Origin of the sequence: Legionella sp. W05-934-2 (assembly GCF_964199965.1) — a bacterium.
GTDB lineage: Bacteria > Pseudomonadota > Gammaproteobacteria > Legionellales > Legionellaceae > JAFIFT01.
Map to the genome: position 1 here is coordinate 178,756 of NZ_CAXMZT010000003.1, position 23,493 is coordinate 202,248.

The following is a 23,493-nucleotide window of genomic DNA, read 5'->3' on the forward strand; positions in this document are numbered from 1 at the left end:
TCACCTAAAAATCTTCTTGCTCAAATTGAATCACTTTCCCTGAGCTTGTTACTACTCGCCCCATTTGAGCGTCAATTATTCGAACGATGCCATAACTGGCAATACGACTTCCCTTACTTACTGTAATTGTAGACCCATTTGATCCAATTAGCCAAGCTCGGCCAGGAATGACAGCTTGGATGGAATATTGTATGGGGGGTGGTAATATTTTTTTTGGCTTTGGCTTACTTTTGGGGGTTAGTTTGGCTTTCAGTAGATTAATGACATTACCTTGACCGTCTAACTTTTCTGCGATGTCAGCTAGTTGCTGGTTGATAGTAGCCAATTTGTCAGATAAGTCAGTCACATTGCCATCTAATCCATTCAATTTTGATTCAATATCACTCACATTTGAGGAAAGATTTTGCTGGCTTAACTCTAATTTTGCCAAGTTTTGACGAACCTGTTTGGACATCGATTCATCGGGTTTTGGTTTTGGGGTTGGCTCCACAATTTTAGGTTGTGGTATGGGTGGTTGAATAGGTGGCTGTTTGGGTATAGAAGAAATCTCTGAAGGAGCTTTCTTACTGGTGCTAAAAATGCCACCAAAATACTTATAAGCTAACATGAGAACAACCACCCCCGCGATAACAATGCCAGCATTTCGCCACACAGGATTTATATTAGCTAAAGAAAACCCGGAGGTACTCATTGAGGATTGCGTTGGTTGAGAATCTGACGGCGCTTCCTCATAGCCTTCAGGCGAGTAACCATCAAGCTCCGGAAATTCATATCCTTCATTGTTGTCTTTTGTATCTGCCATAGTCTCAATCTCTACTATTAGTTAATAATCAAGAAAACGATGCATCTTGGGTAAATAATACGCCGATCGCCGTTCCAGAAAACACCTCAATGGTTGGTTGCCTGTTAAAATTTTGCTGCGCATACTGAGCCCAGGTTTTACCCACCGTGGCCAAACCAATCACCGCATTCTCAAGTGCCGACCGGTTAATACCATTTTGTACAGTGATATTATCTCCCCCGCCAGTACCACCAATCGTTACTGTGGTATCCGCCGACTGGAAGGCATTACCAAACCCCTCTAAGAAGGTGGACGCAAACAACGAACCATAGCGATATAGATAATGATTATCCGTTCGACTCGAGAGAGCGGTTCGTGCTGTATTCGGATCGATCGCATAAGCGGAGATACTTTGCGTCTTTTTATCACCTGGTATCGAGATTGTTTGGAACTGAATCGTCATTTTTCCAGAGTTTTGATTGGTGGTGAAACTTCCAATAAGTTTTGACCCCTTGAAAGGACCCGATACAAGCGTAGCAAGAATTGGCCCAGGCTCATCGGAATTCACTGAGGTATCAATCACTGCAAACATAATTTCACCTGTTTTAACCGATGGATAGGGGCTATTTTCCGAACTATCTTGCCCTGAATTTTTCCCTTGGGTGTTTTTCCCAAGTGATTGACCAACCCCTGAATCTTTGTCATTTTTATCTTGATCCCCAGCGATATAGGCTTGTGTTGCAACTTGTTTCCACTTGTTCAAACTGTCACTTGCTTCACTTTGCATCTGTACTTTTCGTTGATCGATCCGTTGTTGAAATTGCTGTTGATCAAACTGCTTTTGTTGTTGCTTTAACAATTGTTGCAATTGTTGTGATGAACGATCAGCTCTTTGTTGGGCTCTTGAGCCAGTTGCAACTCCTGGCAGTTCAGAATCTTGCAACGTATCCCCTGCCTGGCCAGGCGGCAAGGCGACGCCGATATCCGCCGGTGAAAAACCAGCATTCTCAAGCTGCTGGTTAGTAAACCCTGCGTCTTTTAATTCTTTTGCAGAAAATCCTGCATCCTTTAATTGTTTTGCAGAAAATCCAGCATCTTTCAACTGCTTTGCTGAAAACCCAGCGTCCTTAAGCTGCGCTGCCGTGAAACCAGCATCTTTGAGTTGTTTAGCGGTAAATCCAGCATCCTTCAGCTGTTTCGCAGTAAACCCAGCGTCCTTAAGCTGCGCTGCCGTGAAACCAGCATCCTTCAGCTGCTGTGCGCTAAATCCAGCATCCTTCAATTGTTTCGCAGTAAACCCAGCGTCCTTAAGCTGCGCTGCCGTGAAACCAGCATCTTTGAGCTGCTTCGCAGTAAATCCAGCGTCTTTTAGTTGTTTGGCCGTAAAACCTGCCGCCTTTAATTGAGCTGCGGTATAACCGGCATCTCGTAATTCCTTAGCCGTATAGCCTGCTTCCTTCATTGCTTTTGCCGAACACCCCAGGGTTCGCTTTATCTCAGCTGCAGTAACTCCAGCTTCTCTAGCAGCCTTTAATGAGGCAACACTGCAATCAGAAACTCTACCTTTAGCCAATGCACTGATAGGATTGATACCTGCCGCTCTCAACTGTGCTGGTGTAAACCCAGCATCTAGCAATTGTTGGGGCGTGAACCCCGCGGCTTCGAGTGCTGCGGGACCATAGCCAGCTTCTTTTAGTTGTTCTGCTGTACAACCGTTTAGCTCTCTAATACGTTTTGCAGAGACGCCTTCTTCTAATAGCTGATGCAATTTTTTAGGATCACAACCCGCCGCTTTAATCTGCGCATCAGTGACGGGGGTCGCATCTTTAATTTGCGCGGGTGTAAAACCGGCATTAGCTAAATCAGCATCGGTGAATCCAGCCGCTTTAAGTGCTTTAGCACTGCAACCCGCATATTCGCGGATAAGCTTAGCACTGACACCAGCTAAACGCTCTTGTTCTAAAGCAGTCTTACTACATCCCGCATTTTTAATCATCTCAGGTGTAATACCCGGGGGCAATTCTGATTCTGCTGCTTGGATTTGTGCCGGTGTATACCCAGCATCAGCCAGCTGCTTCGGCGTAAATCCGGCATCGAGCAGATCCCTGGCAGTATAGCCAGCTTTTCTGAGCTCATCGGGTGTGAATCCTGCATTTTTTAGTTGCGCGGCAGTGAACCCTGCATTTTTAAGGTCTTGGGCAGTATAACCTGCCGCTTTTAATTGTGCTGCTGTGCAACCACTAATGCGGACAATTGCTGCGGCAGTCACTCCCGCTTCTCGTAATTTACGAAGGGCATCTGGGGAGCACCCTGCTCTACGAATATCATCTGCCGTAATACCATCTGGGATACCGCTTGCGCGACGTATTTCCTCAGGTGAGTACCCCGCACCACGGAGCTCTCCATCCGTAAACCCACCGTCTTTTAATTGTTGCGCGGTAAATCCTGCATTTCTCAACTCGCATGCATCAAAACCACAACGTTTTAAACGACCCGCCGTGTATCCCTGATCTTTTAATTGTCTTGCGTTGAATCCTGCAGCCCGTAAATCCTTACACGAACATATTTGATCCAGGTCAGATAATTGATAGCCATTTTCCTTCAACTGCACACAACTGCAGCCTTTACGTAAATCGTCCAACCCAGCCCCTTCACTGGTAACCTTGGCAACGGAAGATTTGCTACAATTGGCTTGTTTTAATTCCTGCAACCAGAGGCTTTGTTGGGGGCCTAACTGACTTTCGCGAGCGAGGGCCTGAAATCCTATACCTTGAGAAACATTTTGTAACCCTGTTCCCCCTTCACCCAATTTTTGTAATCGAATAATGGTGGGTATGGCACTCGTACCTTGCTTCTCAGCTTGTTGAGCCTGACTAATGTTCTGAATCTCTTGTAGTTTAGCATATTCAGGTGTTGGATTAAGTTGTCCTGGAATGGACTGTATATTTGGCACAAGGCTGACATCTGCGGTTGCTTGTTTTTCTGCAGAAGGGGTTGATAATAATTTGCTAACCCCAATGATCACACCAATAATCAGCAATGCCCCGGTGAATAGAAGGATTAAGCGAGTTCGGGTATTTGTAAATAATGCTTTCAGGTTGTCTTTTCTTGTTGCCATTTGTTATAACCCTTCAATTTTTAAGTGCATCACTTTACCATGCCATGAAACCAACAAAATGGGAGATTTTTGCATTTCATAAGCGTGGGTCCCATCAGCACTGGTCATGCTGGCTAACCAACCTGGTGATAAAACAGTTAAGTTGGTTCGGACATACATTTTATTCTTATACAACCAAGCTCTAGCATCCCCACCACTGACGACTAAACGTTGACTACCAGGGGGCGGTACGCCATCGAGCACATGCAGTAATAGATCATTCGCATGCGGTGGCAAACCATCGCCAATCGGTAAATCTGTTGCATTCGGTCCATAACCTTGCACTCGCAAATCAATGCGATAATCAACTTCTTTTTGACCAGGAACTAATGTCAGCATGACTGGCGTATTTAAGCCTTTTAGGCGCACAGCTAGGTTGCCATAGTTATAGAGCTTTAAAGCTTGAATCATAAGGGTGTTGCCCTTTTTATCCCACTGAATATTAAACGAATTAGGATCCCCTAAATCATAGGCACTAATTGGCCAAGGCGCGCCTGAGGAATCGAGAAAAACCAAGGAGGAGACAAATCCTTGCGAAAGCCGAATTGCTGGTGGGGTTGAGCCAGGAGACAAATTAACGAACAGGGATGTTGCTACAGGCTTAGGGGGTGTTCCAGCACTGGCCGCCGTTGCAAACTCCTTTTGTTCATATTTTTTCTTAAGCTGATGAATTTGTGCTGAGTTAAGTGGAAACATGTCTCTTTGCAAATCTTCAAATGCTTTTTCATCAATTATCGCCTGTTGGGATTTTGTTTCGATCACCGGTGAACTAGAAGTCGGTTGTGTGTTGGGAGCTGAAGAAGTTGTTGTTGCCGCAGGGCCACTGTCTTTGGATGCTTCTGTACTGCGATCTGTCTCCCCTCCTGTTGGTGCATCATTCCCTTTGGATAATCGTTGTTGCAATAACCTCAGTTGCTGGAGCGCTTGCGTTGAATCATTATTATTTTGAGCACAAACAGGGAAAGCCAAAGCTAGGATGCTAACCATAGCAAAAAGGCGGCATGACTGCTTAGTTTTAATCATCCTCATTAACCAATACCTCCGGTTGCTGATCCAACAATGAACTGAGAAATCCCAATGCCGCGGTAAGATTCGAGTGTGGATATACGAATCACTAGCATGGTTATAATACTAGTTTGCTGTTGAATACTACTTGAACTTTGGTAAGTAATTAATATTGGCAATTGGATTCGCCAAGAATATCGACCATTTAACACCCCTTTTTGTAAAATGACCGGCGTATTTTGGGCGACAGCTGTCACTGTTAAGCGTTTTTGCCTAATCTGTTCGATGTTATTACCTTGTTGTAATGATTCCAAAAATTGCTCCCAACCTTCTTTGGTAAAATACCGCGATGCTTGTTCCAATTGTTGAGGATAATTCACAAAATCCAGGGTAAATGCTGAAATAGCAGCCTGGTTTGCCCACTCAGTAACCGCCCCGTCAGATTGATTCGGTTCTGTCAAAGCGATTAATGGGAAAGTTCGCCCTTCGGTGATTGTCCCGTAATATTTTGGCTCCAATGGGTAGATGACCTTATATGTGAGAACCATTATAAAAATAAAATTTAATGCGGCCGATAAAATGACTAACTTAATCAAAAATGAGTGTTGTAGGCCTTTATGAAAAGAACGCTTAAACGAATCTGTCGATATTGTACTTTCAGCCATTATTTCCACTCATATTAAGATCGTTTACCTACCACCCCACATCGTTTAACAACTAAGGTCCCTTCACCCAATCCTATAATAAATTGACATAAATCCTCTCATTACACAACCAATCCTATTATCAAAATTCAACTACATTTCAATATTTACACAATAAGATTAATTTTGATCCTGGTCATTATTCCCCGTAATTGGAGACACGACAAATTGGGAAATGCCAATACCCCGGGGGGCGTTTAATGTCGAAACTCGGGTAATTAGCATTAAAATCATCACATTTTGAGTTGTATAATTTTCTGAGCTTTGATAAGTCACTGAAACCGGCATTTGCACTCGCCACGAATACACACCATTTACTAAGCCTTTTTGGGTTATGGAAGGCGCCCTCGTTGCAACAGCAGAAACCACAAATTTATTTTCCTTAACAGCTTGTAGATTACCAGACCCCTGTAACGCCAAGAGAAATTGGCGCCAGCCGGTTGGTGTGAAAAACCCAGAAGCCGCTTGCAGTTCTTCCCGATAATTGACAAAGTTGTAAGTATAGGATGCGATAGCTGCCTCATTCGCCCATTGAAGAACGGCTGCGTCTGATTGGTTCGGTTCGCTTAACGGGTATAATGGGGTGATGCGTCCATTGATGCTTGTCGCGAAATATCGGGGAGCGGGAGGATGCGTATATATATAGATTAACAAGGATCCAATGATAAAATTCAATAAAAGCGACAGTATCGCAGCAATCATGATTTTTCTTTGACTGTCACGATAAAAGTCATTGCGTAGGGATACTGCTATTAATGCATCTTCTGTCATGAGTGCCTCATTTAATCTGGTATGGGCTTACTTGCTTCTTGGACCGTTTTAGGCGTTGCAAGTAACGCTTCGGATGAAAAATTAGGTTCATCTCTCGGTGTCAGTTTCTCCGGTGAGACAATCCCATTCGTAGCATAATAAACATGATCGCCTTGATGAAAATATTTAAAATAAATCAAAACACCGAATATTACATTAACAATAAAAGAAACCAACAGAAAGCCACTTAAACGTCGAAACGTAACAATATAGAACTGAATCGATTCTAATTTCCTATACCAAGCTTCTTTGCTCATTACATCTTCACCTTATGCGACTTCTCGTCGGAAAGTAATTTCTATACGAGAATTTAAGGAGCCATCTCCCCCATTTTTAGACCGTCGGATCGGCTTGTCGCTCCCATGCCCCTGGGTAAATACAAAACGACTATCAATCCCTTGGTCGCGCAAATAATTTCCTACCTTCGTCGCCCTAGCTAGCGTTAGTGCCTTTTCACGTTCTGCTGTCAGATAGGGACTTGTGTATGCATCAACATAAACACTCACCTTACGAAATTGCTTTAAATAATCGACCACATCATTTAGAACGGCATATGAACCCCATCTAATACGCGGCGATTGATCCGCAAATAAATAGGCACTTGGGATACTGACTAAGTAATTTTGCCCAATGGAGATAACCTTGATTCCACGCTTATTTAAAGCCCTCTGTAAGTCAATTATTTTTCTATCAGAGGCCCCATAGACTTTCTTAGGCAAATCATTACCTAATGGATTACGCGTTGGTTGTCGTGACGCACAAGCAACTAAACTAATGCATACAACCACTATGGTTAAGTGGCATAACCCTTGCCAGCATTTTGCCATACAAACCTAACTAGATGAGTTTAATAAGTATTTATGAAAGCATACTCATAGAAAAGTTACAAGCATTGAAAAAAATTTGTTTGTAAAGGAATCGAAAAAATAACTAAGTGATCAATATATTGGCCATAATTCTTGTTTTTAACCATGAAAAATAAAGCCGTACCTCCAAGAAAGTTAAACGCTATTCTGTCCTGACTTCCTTCCTTTTATTAACGATAGCATCGACCAGTTCTTTCACTACTTCTGCCACGTCGGAGGCAGAAATGTCGTCTCGAACTTCAGGAGGATACGTTGTAGCCACTTGCAAATCTTTAATGACTTCATTGGCCACGGTGCCTGCATATTTATCTTTGGAACCAGAGCAGACCTCCACTTTGGACAATGTGTCTCGAGTTAACCCGATATCCAAAATAGGTAGCTTAAATCTGTCTGGATTATCAACCAATAATGGCGTATACAAATCATTGTCAGGCAATGGTGTAAACAAGGTCATATACCCTTCATCCACTTCAGAAACAACCTCTTCGACCGGTTCTGGTTCGTTGAAATTATGATAAGCAATGAGGGCATTGACTGCTCTTTCAATATTATCTTCTGCCTTTTCATCGTGAAGTGTTTGAGTAATCAAACTGATTTCCTCATTTTCAACTTGATCACGAATCGAAATATCACCCGAATCCAATATTGCTTGGAAACCTTGCAATTGCTTTTGCAACCGGAAAATATACTCATCCGGTGGTGACTCAACTTTGAGAAATTGATTAAGTTTTAGCTTCTTAACTGGCTTTGGATTAGCAAAAAACATACTAGCGCGGACAATTTTTGATTTAAAAAAGATATGAGCCTCACCTTCAGATTGATCCTTGAGATCAAGTAAATCAATACGCGCACGCTTCTCAAAGGAGGAGCTCTTAGTGTCTAAGTAACTGTTTGAAACGCTGGTTTCCTTTGTTTGGAAGGAGTCTACTTTCGTTACATACGCCTCTCCAGCAGTTTTGGTGAAAAAGTCATAGGTTTCGACAGGATCTTCCAATTTCATACAAATTTTGATGTTAGTGTTAGCGCCGATTGAGGCAGCTTCTTCCTTCGATGATTTTTGGAATGCGGGTAAATCCTGCCCTGCAAAGATAGCAGAGAATCCAAGCGAACGCGCTTGCGCTGGCACCACAGCAAAACCTTGCACTGAATAATAACCATACTCATCTAAAATACACATAAATGGCGTTGGGGCAGAGGTTGGTTTCCGTTCAATAACGTCACGGTAATCCCCTTCAACATCTTCACCAAGGCCTGCAGCCATCATCGCTTTTAATGAAGATACAATCACTTTACCTAAGTTTGCCAATTCATCCGGTGATTTTTCCAGCGCCGGTAACAACACCACTAATATCCGGCGATTTAAAACCACATCTTTGAAATCAACTTCTGCCAAGTTGGTTCGGATAATATGGCCATAGGTATCAGCCAATGAGGAGAAGACCCTTACCAACTGCATGGTAATAAAACCATGTTGTTCAAGCACTTGAGAAACCTGTTTCCCTTTTTTCTCTTTGTTATAACCTGGCAAGTTAAATACATAGTTACGCAAAGGGTCTGTCACCAAAGAAGGGACGTTTTCCATACTCACGCTTTCTTGGTCATCTCGTGGAAATACTTTATCAATGACGATCGCTTCTAACCGTTCTAAACTAAAATAATTACGTATTGTATTTGCATCAAGCAAAAGTGCACCCAAATCTCGCATATATACCAATAATTTCATCAAGGCTTCAACGAAGCTGATTGCACGGCCTTTCCACATATCCCCATCGGAAGATTGGCCGGAGCTTCCCATCAAGCTCACTACCAGCTGTGTCAGCATACTTGAAGAACCTTGGCAAAAAGGATTCATCGTATTGGATAATCGCTTCTCTTGAGGGCCCACAATATCCCTAGCGCCTGTCATGAAGTTAATTAATAATAAATCATCTTCCCGTCCCATACTCCGAACCATTGAGAAGACTTTTGCATATAGCGAGTTATCCCCTTTACCATCGACATAGATAAAACCACTTGCTTGCGTCAGTGCATTAAATGCAATAGAAACCAAGGCCTCCGTTTTACCAGAACCTGTTGAACCAAAAATCAAAACGTGCGTCCGCATATCGTCGTTTGTGAACCACAATTCTTCTTTTGTCTTTCGATCATTGCCAAAGAAGGTAATTCCCCTTGATTCATTAGGCGTTTTAATCCCTGGCTTTAAGTCATTATAATCTTTGGTATGGGCACTCATTGGTAATCTGAAAGGCAATGTTTGTTTGCGAGTATAAGCAAACAAAAAGCAAGCAATGCCTACTAAAAGTATGGTGCTGGCAATTTCTGGTAGGTAATACGCAACTGCAGCCAAGGTGAACAGCATGATGGATACATTGGTTGGATCACCAAAGAAATCAGCAATCCGCTGAGACATCGTTCGAGTATCCCTGAGCAATAAGGATGGATCAATTTCACTTTTAGACTCAATTCCTCTCATTAGGGCTCCAGCTTACTTAACTCTTTAGGATGCAGTTTAATTTCTTTCACCGCCATTTCAAGGGCCTTCGTTGCTTCATCAACCATCGGCATTAAAGAACGACGTCCTAATACCTTTTCAGCTTTCCAGTGTGCAAAGGGTCCGCCCACCTCGACAAAGGGTGTTTGCCGACCGACGCTGCTCAGCATATACCACAATCGACGATCCACCACTTTTAACCATAAAAATTCACACACAGGGACAACACCATCCGCTCTCGCAGCTTCCAACAAAGAGGCCATAGCGGATAATACATAGGCGTGCTTTGCTAACACTTCCTGCACAAGCTCGGTTTTTTCATATTTACTGAGGATGGGTTTTGCGACGGAATAATCTGGTTTACCCTGCACATAGGTTTTATCAATGGTTGATAAAATCATCGACGCCGATTTTTTGTCACGATTAATCCGTGCCATAAACACGGCAGCCAAAGCAACGATATGTCCTGGCAATCTATCAAACCCTGTAAAATACGGGCCGACTTGTAAAGTAAATACCCTTTTTGCATCGCCCTTGCGGATACCAGCCGTCATTTCCAATCCGGGTAATGGATTGTCTTGTAATTTGTCTTCTTTGCGCAGTAGGTCATATTTTCTGGCAAATTCGATTGGGGTTAACGCCATTGCCCAAGGCCCTTCAGCAATATCGGCACTCACCAAATCTTCATTAACCACCGGCATGATAGCACTCCAGTTGTGTTGCTCTTGGCTACGAAGTGTATTCATGTTATGAATTTTACGGAATTTCAACACAATATTGGACCGATATAAAACAGCTGCCAAAGCGATTAATACAAGTAAAACGGGGTAGCGTATATAAATACCAACATCTCGCGTATATTCAGTAAATTCCTTCCAGGAGACTGTTGCGGGATCGGTCGTTTTCATGAAAATAATTTCCTCACGCAGCACATTTGGGTCGTAAACTAAGGAAACTAATTCAGCTTGTAAGACATTGAAAGAAAAAATAAAGCTAACAATATAAGGGTGGCCAAATTTCCAAATGAAATATAGTGTGAAAAATAGCAGTATGGTAATCCATACTGGTGCCATGGAGTTATCACCACCACCACCACCTTGGGCTTGCTGTTGTTGTGCCATAATAAAACAGAACTATTTTTGCGTATACTTCTAGTATATACCCAAATAAATAAAATAGCCCATAGGCCTAGTGATAAAATGAAAAAAAAGATAATTATTCTGATTGAGGCTCATCGTTAGACGCAGAGTTTGCATTTTTAACTAAGCGCCCCTCTCGATATTGATAGGTCCCAGAAAGGTGAACAAACCGAGTAATATCATCCAAGGTGATAGCCCTGTCTTTCACCGTTAATAAAGGATGGTTTAGTTTGTCATGTGGTATCTTATCTTTAGGTAGTATTTTGATATCATCTTTATCAATGTAGGCACACACATAAGCTTCATTCACTGGCATGCTTTTACTTTTTATTCGGCTACGTACCCTTTCTTCGTCTTCATAGATAGGTCTCGAGATGAGTTGTCTTGGTAGATTAGCAATGACCTTTTCCCATGAAGATAATTGATTTCCACTTGAGCTATAAAGCGAAATGTAAATCTCTTGCTGCCCACTCCTTAAAGCAACTCGGTTTGCTAGATTAGAGGATGTTTCAGCAGCGTCACTTGATTTTTCGCCCACTTCGACCAAAAAATTATCCCGAATTTTTTCTAATTGCTTACCCATAGCGCGCAAAAAATTCGTTTCTTGCCAGGGTCCTTCATTAAGGGCTTTATCAAACGCATTGCGTATAGACTGAATTTGATCGCGGGTTAGCTTATCTTCTTTCATAAAACTAAATTTCAGATATAACTGCTTGATGTTAACGTAAGTATAACAAAGAAAATCAACCTTGTGACACACTTTAATCAATATTCGGCGCTCACTAAACGCCAACGATAATAACTAAAAAGAAGGTTTTGGCGCTGTACGATTTAAAACGGCATCACATGTCATTTTAAATTCATCCATGGTTTCCACTGCAGCCATATTTTCTTTCGATTGGTTTATTCCACAAACATCTTCAAGTTTCCCAGAGAATTGGTCAATTTGCTCTTCCCAGCCGACTGTATGTCGAGGATCCCCAAAAAGCGAATGTGATCGTGATCGATTCATAGTACAACTCCGAAAAATATTTATCTGCATCCATAATAAAGTTTTAGCACGAATCTAGTGACATGCAAAGCATAAAATTACACTTTTTTAACAATATTCTTCACAAATATACCCGTGATCATTCAAAATGCGAGGATTTATGCGCCTTTATTTTTTGCAGGGCGAAAAAGAAAAAGCAGAAAACTCGCATTTCGAATGATCACGAGTATAGATGCTTTACAATGAGTCATACATTAATTCGTCTAGTGGCGTATAGTCCTTGCTCGGTCCCCCATTCACAAGCTCAAATAGCACGTCTGTCATGCATAAAATACGTAATGAATTTGGGGTAACCTCATCGAAAATCACTCGGCTGCCTAACAGCGCACCTTCCGCATCTTCAAAGCGAATTCCCAATCCATATCCCAAACACAGCGAACATAATTGTTCAGCACGTTTGGCAATAGCCGGTAACAAGCCAGTTTCAGCAAATACTTCTTCTGCACTGATAAAGCGATCGTTTAAATAAAATTTGGCCTGCATACGGCCAGAGATATGTGCCATTGAACTAGGTATATCAAGCTTCATATGCGCCACCAAGGGTTAGCAGAGCGGGTTCTACCAGCAATTAGACTTCTTATCGATCGCAAAAAAACAGGTACGGTGAAACCATAATGCTCAATAAACCCGAAAAATAGAGCTGAAACAATGACTAATACCCCTGTCCAAATACGGATATGCATTAAAAAAATAAAAATGGGAAATGCTGCCCGAGCATCCACCATAAAAAAACGTGCCGATCGCGCTGAATCGCGCCAGTGAGAGGTTTCAGAAAAAGTGGCCATCGCATCCTCTTGATCATACTTATATATTTATTATAACGATGAAAAAAAGAATATGCGAGCTTAAAACGCGGGATTTATCCCTAATGAAGCAAGTTATTTAGAAGACCTGTGTCAATCCGGTAAATCAGGAGATGGGGTGTTTGTGTTCGCTAATATTTCAGATAGGGCATGAGACATGTTAAGTTCGTGCTTTTTAACCTGTTTGGGTTGATGGGATAAATTTAACTCAGGATTAGGCGTCAACTCATCCAAGTTATCGATAGGTTGCGCAGAGAACTCTTCGCCATTTTTGCAGGCATTACTTTCAACAAGTTTTTTGAGTATGTGGTCGGTTCCAGCCATTTTTACACCCCCGCTCAAATCCCGATACTAACAACAGGCATCTGATTTTTGCTACGCTCATAGTTTAAAATACCGACATTTTTTGCCGAATACAAGCTTATTTTAGCATGCGAACATTAACAAAAGCTTAACGAACACAGACTGAATGAGTGTTTTCTTTGTACCCGACAATTTCATAATAGCTCCGTCGTTGCGAGCCTTTATACAGGTCCTGAAAAACGTTCCGAACTAACTTCGTCGTCACTGCGAGCAACGCGAAGCAGCCCAGAAGATCGTTGAGCTCAAATAATATACAAATTGTGAAGTTAGTTAAGCGCTTTACGAAGCAATTGTAAGTTCTATCTGTGAACAAAAATCTGTTCTGGATTGCTTCACTACGTTCGCAACGACGGCTAATTTTTAAAATTGTCCGGTACAAAGGAGTGTTTTTCAATCACGCCTTGGCCAGTTCAGGTTGATGCGCAACTTTTTGGTCATGTTGTTGTTTCAAGGTAATATAATCAATCTTTCCAGAGGCTAAAACCGGGATAGAGGCCTCTGCGATAATCACCGCAGGAATTAATAATTCTGTTTGACCTTTCTTTTGAATAAACTGCACGTACTCGTTGCGAGAGGCCTCAGCACACTCCGTATAGAGAATGATTTGCTCTCCCTTTTTAGGACAAGGAACCGCAATTGAAGCATGAAGGTTTTCAGGCCAAATAGCTGAGGCAATTAATTCAACCGTGGTCAAAGAAACCATTTCACCACCCAGTTTTGCAAAACGCTTCGCTCGGCCAATGATTGTGATAAATCCTTCATTATCCACTTCAACGATATCACCCGTATCGTGCCAGCCACTGACCAACGCCTCTATTTGGCCAGGGTTGTCAGCTCTCATATAGCCACGCATGATATTTGGACCGCGAATGAATAATCGCCCTCCCTTTTTAATGCCATCAACGGGTTCTATGCGAATATCAAGCATTGGTAACGGTTGACCAACACTACCTGTGCAATGAGCCATCGGACAATTTAGAGAAATCACGGGGGAGGCTTCTGTGGCACCATACCCTTCGAAAATCCGTGCACCAAACTGACCGGCCCAATGCCTAACTGTTTCTGGTTTGACTTTCTCAGCCCCCGCAAATATATAGCGAATTGACGCAAATTCATGATTAGCGGCGGCTCGCGCGTAACCGGATAAAAACGTATCGGTAGCAAACATAATGGTTCCGCCCATCTCATAAACTAAACCAGGAATAATTTTGTAATGCAAAGGAGAAGGATAGAAAAAGGCATTATTTCCCGTCACCATTGGCAAAATGCTACCTGCTGTTAAGCCAAAACAATGAAATATGGGTAATGAGTTGAAAAAAACGTCTCGATGACTAAAGTCAACACGCGATAGCATCTGAAAACAATTCGATAATAAATTACTGTGGCTAAGCACAACCCCTTTTGGCACCCCTTCCGATCCGGAAGTAAAAAGTATCACGGCGGTATCTGTTGCTTCAACCTTACGGCCGATCATTTGATAAGCAATTCGGGGAAAGGAAGCTTTGGCCAGACCCGATAATTTTTCGGCCAAGCCAACGTGAGGCTTAAAATCTTCCAGATAATAAATATCAATCCCATTATCTTTCAACTCATCAATCAGGCCATTTAACTTTGCTGTTTCAACAAATTGGCGGGAAGTATAAATCGTTTTAATATTAGCCGTGCGACAGGCTGAATAAACATTATAGAAGCCACTTGAAAAATTGATCATGGCCGGAATGCGTCTGTATGCTTGTAAGGCAAAAAAAGTTATCATGCCAGCACAAGTTGTCGGCATCATGACACCAACCCGTTCAAACACTTGGGTTTGTTTTTTCATTTGCCGGCCTAGAATAAAGCATCGCGTTAGCATCTGCCTATACGTTAAAGGTGTCCGGCTTGCATCTTCTATTTTTGCTTTATTTTTACTCCCAATTTGAACCCCTTCAATTAAGGCTGAAAATAAACTTTGTCGAACTTGACAGTTAGCAAAGGTCATCTCAGACATTAATTGGAATAATTGACTGCTAACCACTTTTCGCTTTCCAGTTGCGCTGCTTAGCTGTAGTTTCGGCATAACGTGCAACGTCACTTTTGGCAATAGACGGATGGGATGTTTGCGCTTAGCTATTGAAAAGATGCTGTATTCCAGCCCGCTAATTCGGACAGGCTGCACCCAACCACCTGCTCGTTGAATAATCATTCCAGGGCCATCGAATACCCGTAAACTATGATCGGGTTGAGTACTATGCCCTTGAGGAAAAATCAAGCATCGTTTTCCTTGATTCATTGCCCTTATTAACGCTCTTGCTGCGGACGCTTTTGTCGGATCCACGGGAATAACGTCTGCAAATAGCGCTAACGCTTTAACCCATAATTTTTTGTATAAACTAGGCGGCAACACAACGGTTAAACGCTCTGGCAAAAACACCGATAGGAACAAGACATCCAAAACAGAGGTGCGATTAGCGATAATCACGGCGCGGTCATTCGGCTCATATTGTCCATTCACAGTGACCCTAAACCCAGCCTGCAGTAGATTTTTGACAAGCCATCGAAATTTATCCGCTAACCAATTTTGCCCAATATTTTTCATCGTCATCCTTCGATACTATTTATTCACAAATCGATTTATACCGTAAAATATCCAGTTATGACAAGTAACAATTTACTTTGTACCGGACAAAAACTCATATCTAAGACGTGCCCGTGCCCAATGTTAATGGTGCCCGAGCCCGTGCCCGGTTTTTAATAGGCAGAAATCACTTTTGTTCGGTGGGCTGCTTCAAGATCAAAGTTTATCTTTTAATTCTTCAAAATCGGGCACGGGCTCGGGCACGCTCACGGGCTCGTATTAGTTCTTTTTTGCTTTTGTCCGGTACAAGTAACAATTTATCCATTGTTAACTTCCTTAAGGTTTAAAGCAATCAATAGACTTTCGGCTGTTTGTGGGCCATAAAGAACCTTCTGAACGTTTCCTCTAGCATCAATAATAAATGTTGCAGGGACGGCTCTTATATTTCCCAAAGCTAGCATTTTTGCTGGATTGACTGCTAATGATGGATAGTCTATATGATGTATTTTTACGGCATCTCGTTGCTCAGACAAGGGGGGTTGATCAAAGTTGACCGCAAATAATGCTACTTTTTGGTGGAAATTTTGATAAAAATCATTCAATGACTTAATCTCATCCACGCACGGCTGACACCAATCCGCCCAATAATTAATAACAATTTTTTTGTTTGCCAAGCTCTCGAGTGAGATGCGCTTGCCATCTAACGTATCAAAAACGATCTGAGAGTGAGCCAAAGCTGCATACAATACCAGGAGTAAACAACAAAACCGTTTCATAATTGCTCTCTTTATAATTTGCTTCAATAGCTGAAACAGAGTACCATAACCCTTACGTCAAGACAAAAATTAGTCTATGAAATTTTTTTTTACTCTGTTTTTTGTCCTTGTATTTGTTGGCTTTACATTACTTTTTAACCAACATGCCAACGACATACTTATCTGGATAAAATCGCTAGGATGGGCAGCACCTGTCTTTTTTTGCTTCTTCTATATGTTAGCCACCTTGTTTTTTATGCCAACCTTAGTCATAACGTTTGCTGGGGGAGCGGTATTTGGCCCAGTATTAGGAACCATTCTCAATCTGACAGGCGCAACATTAGGTGCTACGGCCGCTTTTTGTCTGAGCCGTTATATAGCACGTAAGTGGATATACCGATTTAATCATTATAAGATTGGTCAATTAATTCGTGTCTTTGATCGAAGAGGGTGGCCATTTTTAGCGTTTCTACGTGTTGTACCCATCATACCATTTAACCTGGTAAATTATGGCCTGGGATTAACCAATATGAAGTTACGGGATTATGTCATCATCACCGTTCTCTTTCTGACACCGCCTGAAATTATTTACACAAGTTGTGGCTATGCAGGCAGCCATGCTTTACTCAATGGCACCGTACTCAATCCCGTTCTTATCATGGGTTTACTCGGTCTAGGTGTCTTATTCACGCTGCTGGTTATCTGGTTGCAAAAAAATTATCGCTTAAGCAATTGGTAAATTTCATGTTCTACTGGGTAGACCTGGTCATCAATCTGATGCACCGGAAGAAAACCAAGCACACTATTCGTTATAAAAATCGCCTCTGCTTTTTGCAGATGATACCGGGATAATACTGTCTCATGACATGATAGTCCAAGGCTTCTGGCCTTCTCAAGAAAAACCTCCCTCATCACACCAGGAAGAATCGAAAGATTAAGCGATGGGGTATATAACTCACCATCGAGAATCATAAAAACATTGGCAGCCGACGTTTCTAAGACATAGCCATTATTATCAAAGATAATGACATCATCTCTTCCCTTAGCCAGGGCATAGCGCTTTGCTTGAATATTCTCGATATAACTTAACGTTTTATGGCGATACACAGGGTTATTGCTGTCTCGAAGCCAAGGTAACGACACTAAAGACCAGGCTTTTGCTAATGATTCTGATTCATAGATCTGCCAGAAAATCTCACATCCATCCGCAGTGACGTTCAACCCTCTTTTTTCTGAAAGGGGAAGCAAAATGACTTTTACAATCCCATTTTGACAATTTGAACAAGCAATAGCTTGGTTCAATTGAGACAACCAATCAGACAAAGAGAGAGGAAATGGGATTGATAATTGACAAGCGGAGTTATTCATCCGCTGCCAATGTTTCTTGGCATTTGCAACTTCGCCATGTTTGACACACATGGTTTCAAAGAGACCTTCGCCAAGAAACAGTCGATTATAGCCTTTATTGAGGACTTTTTCGGGATTTTCCCAAGTAACGGGATGGGTATTACTCAGTTTATAGGTAGTCTTCAATATCTTCACGAAGCTGCTTTTCTTCTAACATTCTTTCTAAACGCTTACGCGCATCGATATGTTTTATTTCGTCTGAACTATCCAGTTCATTTTCTACATCAACGAATTCTTCTTCATCAAGGTTGTAGTCATCACTAATCCACTCTCTCATAATACACTCTCAATTAGATTATATCGATAGGAATTGTTGGGGATCGCTAGGTTTAGTTGCGTTAACAACAAGCCTATTCTATGCCCCTAAAGAAAAATAGGCTTATATCATTGTTTTATTTTTCTGACAAGCAATAATTCACTGTGAATTCCCAATAATCTAAAATAATCGGATATATTCACCCGAATATAAACCCAATCACTCTGCCAAATTCACTATTCCAATCAGTATAGATATCGCTTATTATTGAAAGCCTTACAGGGTAAAAGATGATTGGATATGGCCGATAGAGTTCACCAGATAATCCGACAAAATTTGCGGCAGATTCGTAGCAAACTGAGCCCTTCGTGTCAGATGAAGGCTTCGCAGCATGTTTGTGAGAAAATAAAGCGACTCAAAGTGTTTCGTTATGCCAAAAAAATTGCTTTATATCATGCTATCAACGGTGAAATAAGCTTAGACATATTGTGGAAGTCAGCCCCTTATCAAGGGAAGTTTTGCTATTTTCCCGCGTTAAAAGATAACAAAAGCTTATGCTTCCTTCCAACCACACCTGCAACCGATAAGCAAGACAATCGCTTTGGTATTCCTGAACCAAATGTCTGCCATACTCAAGCAATTCCAGTTGAGGATTTAGATATCATTTTCATGCCACTGGTTGCCTTTGATAAGATGGGAAATCGCCTGGGGATGGGTGCTGGCTATTATGATAAGACGCTAGCGGGGATTCAAGGCCCGTTATTAGTTGGTGTGGCTTATCAATTTCAACAACTCGATCATATTAAAACCCATTCACTAGACATTCCACTTCATGCCATCATCACAGATAAGATGATCTTCGATCCAAAGCATCGTCTAGCCTAACGCATCTTCGCCAACTTCACCCGTTCTAACTCGGACAACTTGTTCAATATCATAGACAAATATTTTTCCATCCCCAATTTTGCCCGTATAAGCAGCTTTACAGATGGCATCGATGGCTGTCTCAACCATATCATCCGACAATGCCACTTCAATTTTAATTTTTGGCAGAAAATCAACAACATACTCTGCCCCACGATATAGTTCTGTGTGTCCTTTTTGACGACCAAAACCCCTCACTTCCGTCAATGTAATGCCTGGAATGCCAATTTCCATTAAGGCTTCATGGACATCATCGAGCTTAAACGGCTTAATTATGGCTGTCAGCATTTTCATTGTTGTTATCCTTTCATCACATCTGCTAAACTTCAGTCAATAGCATATCACAATGGAGCGTTAATAATGAATAGCGAACAGTTTGACAAGGTTGCAAAAAAACTCTTTGAAGCATTGCCAACAAGCGTTCAAAATTTGGAAAAGGATATTCAGAAAAAGTTTCATGATGTGTTACTCGCGACGTTTCAGAAAATGGACCTCATCACCCGTGATGAATTTGACACCCAAACCAAAGTGCTCATCAAAACGCGTGAAAAAGTTGATTCCTTACAAGCTCAGCTGGATGCCCTACTAGCCAAAAAGCATAAAGGAAGCTAGAATAACGCCTGGTCCAACTACAAGGAATTGTTATGCAACTCGCAAATACCCAAGCGAGAACCACGCTTGGTATTGATGCACGCCGCGTGTCTGTTGAAGTTCATCTAATCAATGCACTGCCAAAACTCATCATCGTCGGATTAGCTGAAACAGCCGTAAAAGAAAGTAAAGAACGTGTTGCTAGCGCCATTAGCAACAGTAATTTTCGCCTACCAAACCGCAAAATCATTGTCAATCTTGCCCCCGCCGATCTCCCTAAAAGCGGGAGTGGCTTAGATTTAGCAATTGCCATTGGCATTTTAGCGGCCTCGAAACAAATCCCAGCAACAACCCTACCTAATTATGAATTTGTCGGTGAATTAGCATTAAGTGGGGCAATCCGGGGTGTGAAAGCGATCATTCCCATTGTCTTAGCTGCAAAACGAGAAGGAAAAACGATTATTATTTCCTCAGATAATGCAAACGAAGCGGCTATCACAGGATATGAAAAGGTATTAACTGCTAACCATTTACAAGAGGTAACGGCATTTCTTTGTAATCAGCATCAATTAGACCCTCTTCCTCCACGCTCTAACGAAGATTTTGATAGTGATCCTATCGACTGGTCTGAAATTAAAGGGCAAGCTCACGCCAAACAGGCACTGGTCATTGCCGCGAGTGGTGGCCATAGTGTGTTATTAAGTGGCCCACCCGGAAGTGGTAAAAGCATGCTGGCAAAGCGATTTCCAACAATCTTACCACGATTGCAAGAAGAACAAGCACTGTCCGTAGCTGCCATTCATTCGATCAATGGCAATCAACCAAACTTTAACCATTGGCGAACACCACCCTTTCGTGCACCTCACCACACCGCATCGCCAGTTGCTTTGGTAGGCGGTGGGAACCCGCCTAAACCAGGGGAAATTTCCTTAGCTCATCATGGCGTCTTATTTTTAGATGAACTCCCTGAATTCAATCGGCAAGTGTTGGAGACGCTCCGCGAGCCACTTGAATCTGGCCATATCTGCATTTCAAGAGCGGCTATGCAAATGGAGTTCCCAGCTGATTTTCAATTAATTGCGGCTATGAATCCTTGCCCCTGTGGCCAATGGGGTAACGAAGAAGGCTCGTGTCTATGCTCTCCGGATAAGATTCAGCGCTATCTAAGCAAATTATCAGGGCCATTATTAGACCGCATCGATATCCAAGTCAATGTGAAAGCATTAAGCCACCACACGATGATTAATACAACCCCCAATCCAGGAGGTGAAAGCAAACGAATTAGAAAGGAGGTTGAGCGACTTCAACAAAGACAGCGGGACCGCCAGGGGATGTTAAATAGCCAGCTTAACAGTAAAGATCTTGAGTTAGTTTGTCAGTTAGATGAAGCCAGTAAACAATTTTTGCTTTTAGCCATGGAAAAATTAAAATTATCCGCTCGCTCTTATCATCGTTTACTCAAAGTAGCGAGAACCATTGCGGATATCGCAAATGAGCCGAATGTCAGTACTGAATCGATACAACAAGCCTTATCCTTTAAACAAACCATTGGACAACCGTTGTTCGCCTAATTGTGAACTCAAACAGGACGCTCTACAAAAGGTCGAGGGATAGACACTTTTTTAAACCAATATTAATAGTGTCATATAAAAGTATCGAAGCAATGAATGGGTATAGCAAAGTGATTAGGCGTTTTTCGAAAGCGCTGTCAATATTGCCATTCGCACATACACACCATTAGTCACTTGTTCTAGAATTTTTGATTGTGGCCCGTCTATGACGTCAGAGGTCATTTCGATTCCACGGTTCACAGGGCCTGGATGCATCACGATGGCATCGGGTTTTGCCAGTGCTAAACGCATCGCATCGATGCGAAAATCTTGTTGATATCGATTGATATCAAATGCATCTTCAGAAGCTAGCCGTTCCTTTTGCACCCTTAGCCCCATCACCACATCTGCCCCCTTTAAGCCATCAGATAAGTCATCGGTCCATTGGCCATATGACATCGATTCGGGAGCCCAAATTTTTGGTGACACGAAGACTAATTCACCCACCCCCATTTTTTCACAAATGGTCGCAAATGATCTTGCGACGCGTGAGTGACGTAAGTTGCCTACAACCGTGATTTTAATGTCACTTAACTTGGGTTTATAGCTCAACACCGTCATCATATCTAATAAAGCTTGACTAGGGTGAGCGCGCTTTCCATCCCCGCCATTGATAATATGAACAGGCAAGGTAGATAATTTTTTTGACAGCTCAACTGGCAAGCCATCTTGGCTATGGCGGATGATAAAATGGTGAATGCCCATAGCAGCCAAATTTCGGATGGTATCTTCGATGGCTTCACCTTTACTCTCGGAAGATCGGGATATATCAACATGGATAACTTGCATGGATAGTTGTTTTGCTGCTTTTTCGAAACTGATACGAGTGCGGGTGCTATTTTCATAAAACATTAATGCAACCGCATGATAAGGAAGTTGGCTAGCATAAGGGTTTTCCTTAAACGATCGTGCTTGCGCTATCATGGTTTGAATCGCCTCTGCACTGAGTTGCTCTATATCTAAGAAATGCTGCATGTTCCCCCCAACCTATCATTTTTCGATTACGGAATGTCCCGAAGCCATTGCTCTAAAATCAAAGCAGCCGCATGAGCATCAATTTCTGCTTTTTTTAATTCTTTATATCCACCCACATCAAACAGATTTGCCCTGGCTTCTTTCGTTGTCAATCGTTCATCAACTAAATGGACGGGTAATCCATAGTCTTCACGCAAATGTTTGGCAAACTGTTTTGCAGGATCAGTGGTATATTGCGCTTTGCCTGCAATGGTCGTAGGCAACCCAACAACCAGTTCAGCAGGGCGCCACTGTTTAATGAGTTTAGTGATTTCTTGCCAATCTGGCTGTCCTTGATTGGCTTTTAGTGTTGTTAAGGGGCGCGCAGAAGCAGTTATCGACTGTCCTACAGCGACACCAATCCGGCTGTAACCAAAATCAAATCCTAGATAGATAACATTCGACATGTGTGATTAGGCATTACCAGACTGAAAGCTTAATTGACTCATATCCACACCAATGGACTGACCCGCCATTTCCCATCGTTTTTCAAAGGGTATTTCATAAAGTAATTCGGATGTGGCAGGGCAAACCAGCCATTGATTCATCTTAACTTCATAATCAATTTGCTCTTTAGACCACCCCGCATAACCCAGTGTTATCAAGACATCACTCGGCCCTTGGTCTTCAGCAAGGGCTTTGATAATATCATCTGACGTTGTGACTGTCACGTTTTCCTTCAAGTTTAAGCTTGATCGCCACAAGCCAGATGGGCGGTGTATAACGAACCCTCGTTCTGGTTGAACAGGCCCACCGAATAACACAGGAAGACGCTTTTGCTTTTCCTTGGTCGCGTGTATGTTCATTTGATCGAAAATGAATCCTAAGTGATATTGCAAAGGTTGGTTGATAATTAGTCCAACCGTGCCTTCTTGATGATGTTCACAAATATATACAACTGAATGGGCAAAGTTAGGATCTGTCAAACCAGGCATGGCGACCAATAGGTGATTTGCTAGCTGAAATGACTCGATCATTGCTTTTCCCTTATAAAAATAATCAATTATTATTTATAAGTATACACTATATAGTCACTCTTTTTTTTTCTTACCCATAGTGTCAAATTTTGACTACAATAACGGTTTTTTTTAAGTTTTTTTAAACAAAACCCTTGAGTGGCTGATTAATTTTAGGTTATGTTGAAAGTACCTACTGAAAAAAATCGGTAGAAAGTAGCAATATTCATTAAAGGATGAATGCAATTGCTATGTT

General features: G+C 42.0%; 26 protein-coding genes. 4 read left to right on the forward strand and 22 right to left on the reverse strand.

Annotated elements, in window-relative coordinates; genetic code table 11:
• Positions 1-4: 4 nt before the first annotated feature.
• The 16 genes from icmG to AB3348_RS04505 all read right to left on the reverse strand — a co-directional run bounded on the left by icmG (position 5) and on the right by AB3348_RS04505 (position 16,500).
• The gene (icmG, locus tag AB3348_RS04430) at positions 5-802 is read right to left on the reverse strand and encodes a type IVB secretion system protein IcmG/DotF (RefSeq protein WP_367606357.1); all 798 of its coding nucleotides are present in this window, start codon (positions 800-802) and stop codon (positions 5-7) included.
• A 28-nt stretch (positions 803-830) separates the two neighbouring features.
• Positions 831-3,899, reverse strand: coding sequence for a type IVB secretion system protein DotG/IcmE (gene dotG, locus AB3348_RS04435; RefSeq protein ID WP_367606358.1), 3,069 nt, complete (start codon positions 3,897-3,899; stop codon positions 831-833).
• 3 nt (positions 3,900-3,902) lie between these two features.
• Positions 3,903-4,961: a DotH/IcmK family type IV secretion protein gene (locus AB3348_RS04440; RefSeq protein WP_367606359.1), complete on the reverse strand. Its 1,059-nt coding sequence runs from the start codon at positions 4,959-4,961 to the stop codon at positions 3,903-3,905.
• A gap of 5 nt (positions 4,962-4,966) precedes the next feature.
• A complete protein-coding gene (locus AB3348_RS04445; RefSeq protein ID WP_367606361.1) occupies positions 4,967-5,608 on the reverse strand; it encodes a type IVB secretion system apparatus protein IcmL/DotI in 642 nt (213 codons plus the stop codon).
• Between the two features lie 159 nt (positions 5,609-5,767).
• Positions 5,768-6,418 carry a type IVB secretion system apparatus protein IcmL/DotI gene (locus tag AB3348_RS04450; RefSeq protein ID WP_367606362.1) on the reverse strand — a complete coding sequence of 217 codons (651 nt, stop codon included), beginning with the start codon at positions 6,416-6,418 and terminating at the stop codon, positions 5,768-5,770.
• 11 nt (positions 6,419-6,429) lie between these two features.
• Positions 6,430-6,714 carry a phosphoesterase gene (locus AB3348_RS04455; protein WP_367606363.1) on the reverse strand — a complete coding sequence of 95 codons (285 nt, stop codon included), beginning with the start codon at positions 6,712-6,714 and terminating at the stop codon, positions 6,430-6,432.
• Between the two features lie 12 nt (positions 6,715-6,726).
• Entirely contained in the window at positions 6,727-7,284 is a 558-nt protein-coding gene (locus AB3348_RS04460) for an OmpA family protein (protein WP_367606364.1), read from the reverse strand.
• A gap of 181 nt (positions 7,285-7,465) precedes the next feature.
• Positions 7,466-9,796, reverse strand: coding sequence for a TraM recognition domain-containing protein (locus AB3348_RS04465; RefSeq protein ID WP_367606365.1), 2,331 nt, complete (start codon positions 9,794-9,796; stop codon positions 7,466-7,468).
• Complete coding sequence (icmP, locus tag AB3348_RS04470) at positions 9,796-10,935, reverse strand: type IVB secretion system coupling complex protein DotM/IcmP (protein ID WP_367606366.1); 1,140 nt, start codon at positions 10,933-10,935, stop codon at positions 9,796-9,798. The genes AB3348_RS04465 and icmP overlap by 1 nt, the downstream gene beginning before the upstream one ends.
• Positions 10,936-11,029: 94 nt before the next feature.
• On the reverse strand, positions 11,030-11,641 hold the full coding sequence (gene icmQ / locus AB3348_RS04475) for a Dot/Icm secretion system protein IcmQ (protein ID WP_367606367.1): 612 nt from the start codon (positions 11,639-11,641) through the stop codon (positions 11,030-11,032).
• Positions 11,642-11,755: 114 nt separating this feature from the next.
• Positions 11,756-11,965, reverse strand: a complete 210-nt coding sequence (locus tag AB3348_RS04480) for a hypothetical protein (protein WP_367606368.1) — start codon at positions 11,963-11,965, stop codon at positions 11,756-11,758.
• Positions 11,966-12,181: 216 nt separating this feature from the next.
• Positions 12,182-12,532: a type IV secretion IcmS family protein gene (locus AB3348_RS04485; protein ID WP_367606369.1), complete on the reverse strand. Its 351-nt coding sequence runs from the start codon at positions 12,530-12,532 to the stop codon at positions 12,182-12,184.
• A complete protein-coding gene (gene icmT, locus AB3348_RS04490) occupies positions 12,529-12,789 on the reverse strand; it encodes an IcmT/TraK family protein (protein WP_367606370.1) in 261 nt (86 codons plus the stop codon). The genes AB3348_RS04485 and icmT overlap by 4 nt, the downstream gene beginning before the upstream one ends.
• A 111-nt stretch (positions 12,790-12,900) precedes the next feature.
• Positions 12,901-13,131, reverse strand: coding sequence for a hypothetical protein (locus tag AB3348_RS04495; protein ID WP_367606371.1), 231 nt, complete (start codon positions 13,129-13,131; stop codon positions 12,901-12,903).
• Between the two features lie 433 nt (positions 13,132-13,564).
• Complete coding sequence (locus AB3348_RS04500; RefSeq protein ID WP_367606372.1) at positions 13,565-15,745, reverse strand: AMP-binding protein; 2,181 nt, start codon at positions 15,743-15,745, stop codon at positions 13,565-13,567.
• Between the two features lie 296 nt (positions 15,746-16,041).
• Positions 16,042-16,500, reverse strand: coding sequence for a TlpA family protein disulfide reductase (locus AB3348_RS04505; protein ID WP_367606373.1), 459 nt, complete (start codon positions 16,498-16,500; stop codon positions 16,042-16,044).
• Positions 16,501-16,576: 76 nt separating this feature from the next.
• On the opposite strand from AB3348_RS04505, the gene AB3348_RS04510 reads away from it, so the two are divergent.
• Entirely contained in the window at positions 16,577-17,218 is a 642-nt protein-coding gene (locus tag AB3348_RS04510; protein WP_367606374.1) for a TVP38/TMEM64 family protein, read from the forward strand.
• On the opposite strand, the gene AB3348_RS04515 is transcribed toward AB3348_RS04510, so the two are convergent.
• Together AB3348_RS04515 and AB3348_RS04520 are read right to left on the reverse strand one after the other, a co-directional pair.
• A complete protein-coding gene (locus tag AB3348_RS04515) occupies positions 17,197-18,021 on the reverse strand; it encodes an aminotransferase class IV (RefSeq protein ID WP_367606375.1) in 825 nt (274 codons plus the stop codon). The genes AB3348_RS04510 and AB3348_RS04515 overlap by 22 nt on opposite strands.
• Positions 17,996-18,163, reverse strand: coding sequence for a PA3496 family putative envelope integrity protein (locus tag AB3348_RS04520; protein WP_367606376.1), 168 nt, complete (start codon positions 18,161-18,163; stop codon positions 17,996-17,998). The genes AB3348_RS04515 and AB3348_RS04520 overlap by 26 nt, the downstream gene beginning before the upstream one ends.
• Before the next feature lie 279 nt (positions 18,164-18,442).
• On the opposite strand from AB3348_RS04520, the gene AB3348_RS04525 reads away from it, so the two are divergent.
• Positions 18,443-19,027 carry a 5-formyltetrahydrofolate cyclo-ligase gene (locus tag AB3348_RS04525; protein ID WP_367606377.1) on the forward strand — a complete coding sequence of 195 codons (585 nt, stop codon included), beginning with the start codon at positions 18,443-18,445 and terminating at the stop codon, positions 19,025-19,027.
• Here the strand turns inward: AB3348_RS04525 and AB3348_RS04530 are convergent.
• Entirely contained in the window at positions 19,019-19,360 is a 342-nt protein-coding gene (locus AB3348_RS04530; RefSeq protein ID WP_367606378.1) for a P-II family nitrogen regulator, read from the reverse strand. The two genes, AB3348_RS04525 and AB3348_RS04530, sit on opposite strands and share 9 nt — an antisense overlap.
• A gap of 63 nt (positions 19,361-19,423) precedes the next feature.
• Here AB3348_RS04530 and AB3348_RS04535 point away from each other — a divergent pair, with 63 nt between their 5' ends.
• Positions 19,424-19,678 carry an accessory factor UbiK family protein gene (locus AB3348_RS04535; protein ID WP_367606535.1) on the forward strand — a complete coding sequence of 85 codons (255 nt, stop codon included), beginning with the start codon at positions 19,424-19,426 and terminating at the stop codon, positions 19,676-19,678.
• Positions 19,679-19,710: 32 nt separating this feature from the next.
• Positions 19,711-21,228, forward strand: a complete 1,518-nt coding sequence (locus tag AB3348_RS04540; protein WP_367606379.1) for a YifB family Mg chelatase-like AAA ATPase — start codon at positions 19,711-19,713, stop codon at positions 21,226-21,228.
• Between the two features lie 114 nt (positions 21,229-21,342).
• Here the strand turns inward: AB3348_RS04540 and AB3348_RS04545 are convergent, their stop codons facing one another.
• From AB3348_RS04545 to AB3348_RS04555, 3 genes are read right to left on the reverse strand one after another with little or no spacing between them, the layout of a single operon-like run.
• Positions 21,343-22,242 (reverse strand): aspartate carbamoyltransferase catalytic subunit, encoded by a 900-nt coding sequence (locus AB3348_RS04545; RefSeq protein ID WP_367606380.1) that lies wholly within the window; start codon positions 22,240-22,242, stop codon positions 21,343-21,345.
• Positions 22,243-22,268: 26 nt separating this feature from the next.
• Positions 22,269-22,688, reverse strand: a complete 420-nt coding sequence (gene ruvX, locus AB3348_RS04550; protein WP_367606382.1) for a Holliday junction resolvase RuvX — start codon at positions 22,686-22,688, stop codon at positions 22,269-22,271.
• Between the two features lie 6 nt (positions 22,689-22,694).
• Entirely contained in the window at positions 22,695-23,258 is a 564-nt protein-coding gene (locus AB3348_RS04555) for a YqgE/AlgH family protein (RefSeq protein ID WP_367606383.1), read from the reverse strand.
• Positions 23,259-23,493: the final 235 nt, after the last annotated feature.

Coding starts and splice junctions, on each gene's coding strand:
- icmG (WP_367606357.1), bottom strand. CDS start 802: ATGGCAGATACAAAAGACAACAATGAAGGATATGAATTTCCGGAGCTT.
- dotG (WP_367606358.1), bottom strand. CDS start 3,899: ATGGCAACAAGAAAAGACAACCTGAAAGCATTATTTACAAATACCCGA.
- AB3348_RS04440 (WP_367606359.1), bottom strand. CDS start 4,961: ATGATTAAAACTAAGCAGTCATGCCGCCTTTTTGCTATGGTTAGCATC.
- AB3348_RS04445 (WP_367606361.1), bottom strand. CDS start 5,608: ATGGCTGAAAGTACAATATCGACAGATTCGTTTAAGCGTTCTTTTCAT.
- AB3348_RS04450 (WP_367606362.1), bottom strand. CDS start 6,418: ATGACAGAAGATGCATTAATAGCAGTATCCCTACGCAATGACTTTTAT.
- AB3348_RS04455 (WP_367606363.1), bottom strand. CDS start 6,714: ATGAGCAAAGAAGCTTGGTATAGGAAATTAGAATCGATTCAGTTCTAT.
- AB3348_RS04460 (WP_367606364.1), bottom strand. CDS start 7,284: ATGGCAAAATGCTGGCAAGGGTTATGCCACTTAACCATAGTGGTTGTA.
- AB3348_RS04465 (WP_367606365.1), bottom strand. CDS start 9,796: ATGAGAGGAATTGAGTCTAAAAGTGAAATTGATCCATCCTTATTGCTC.
- icmP (WP_367606366.1), bottom strand. CDS start 10,935: ATGGCACAACAACAGCAAGCCCAAGGTGGTGGTGGTGGTGATAACTCC.
- icmQ (WP_367606367.1), bottom strand. CDS start 11,641: ATGAAAGAAGATAAGCTAACCCGCGATCAAATTCAGTCTATACGCAAT.
- AB3348_RS04480 (WP_367606368.1), bottom strand. CDS start 11,965: ATGAATCGATCACGATCACATTCGCTTTTTGGGGATCCTCGACATACA.
- AB3348_RS04485 (WP_367606369.1), bottom strand. CDS start 12,532: ATGAAGCTTGATATACCTAGTTCAATGGCACATATCTCTGGCCGTATG.
- icmT (WP_367606370.1), bottom strand. CDS start 12,789: ATGGCCACTTTTTCTGAAACCTCTCACTGGCGCGATTCAGCGCGATCG.
- AB3348_RS04495 (WP_367606371.1), bottom strand. CDS start 13,131: ATGGCTGGAACCGACCACATACTCAAAAAACTTGTTGAAAGTAATGCC.
- AB3348_RS04500 (WP_367606372.1), bottom strand. CDS start 15,745: ATGAAAAATATTGGGCAAAATTGGTTAGCGGATAAATTTCGATGGCTT.
- AB3348_RS04505 (WP_367606373.1), bottom strand. CDS start 16,500: ATGAAACGGTTTTGTTGTTTACTCCTGGTATTGTATGCAGCTTTGGCT.
- AB3348_RS04510 (WP_367606374.1), top strand. CDS start 16,577: ATGAAATTTTTTTTTACTCTGTTTTTTGTCCTTGTATTTGTTGGCTTT.
- AB3348_RS04520 (WP_367606376.1), bottom strand. CDS start 18,163: ATGAGAGAGTGGATTAGTGATGACTACAACCTTGATGAAGAAGAATTC.
- AB3348_RS04525 (WP_367606377.1), top strand. CDS start 18,443: ATGGCCGATAGAGTTCACCAGATAATCCGACAAAATTTGCGGCAGATT.
- AB3348_RS04530 (WP_367606378.1), bottom strand. CDS start 19,360: ATGAAAATGCTGACAGCCATAATTAAGCCGTTTAAGCTCGATGATGTC.
- AB3348_RS04540 (WP_367606379.1), top strand. CDS start 19,711: ATGCAACTCGCAAATACCCAAGCGAGAACCACGCTTGGTATTGATGCA.
- AB3348_RS04545 (WP_367606380.1), bottom strand. CDS start 22,242: ATGCAGCATTTCTTAGATATAGAGCAACTCAGTGCAGAGGCGATTCAA.
- ruvX (WP_367606382.1), bottom strand. CDS start 22,688: ATGTCGAATGTTATCTATCTAGGATTTGATTTTGGTTACAGCCGGATT.
- AB3348_RS04555 (WP_367606383.1), bottom strand. CDS start 23,258: ATGATCGAGTCATTTCAGCTAGCAAATCACCTATTGGTCGCCATGCCT.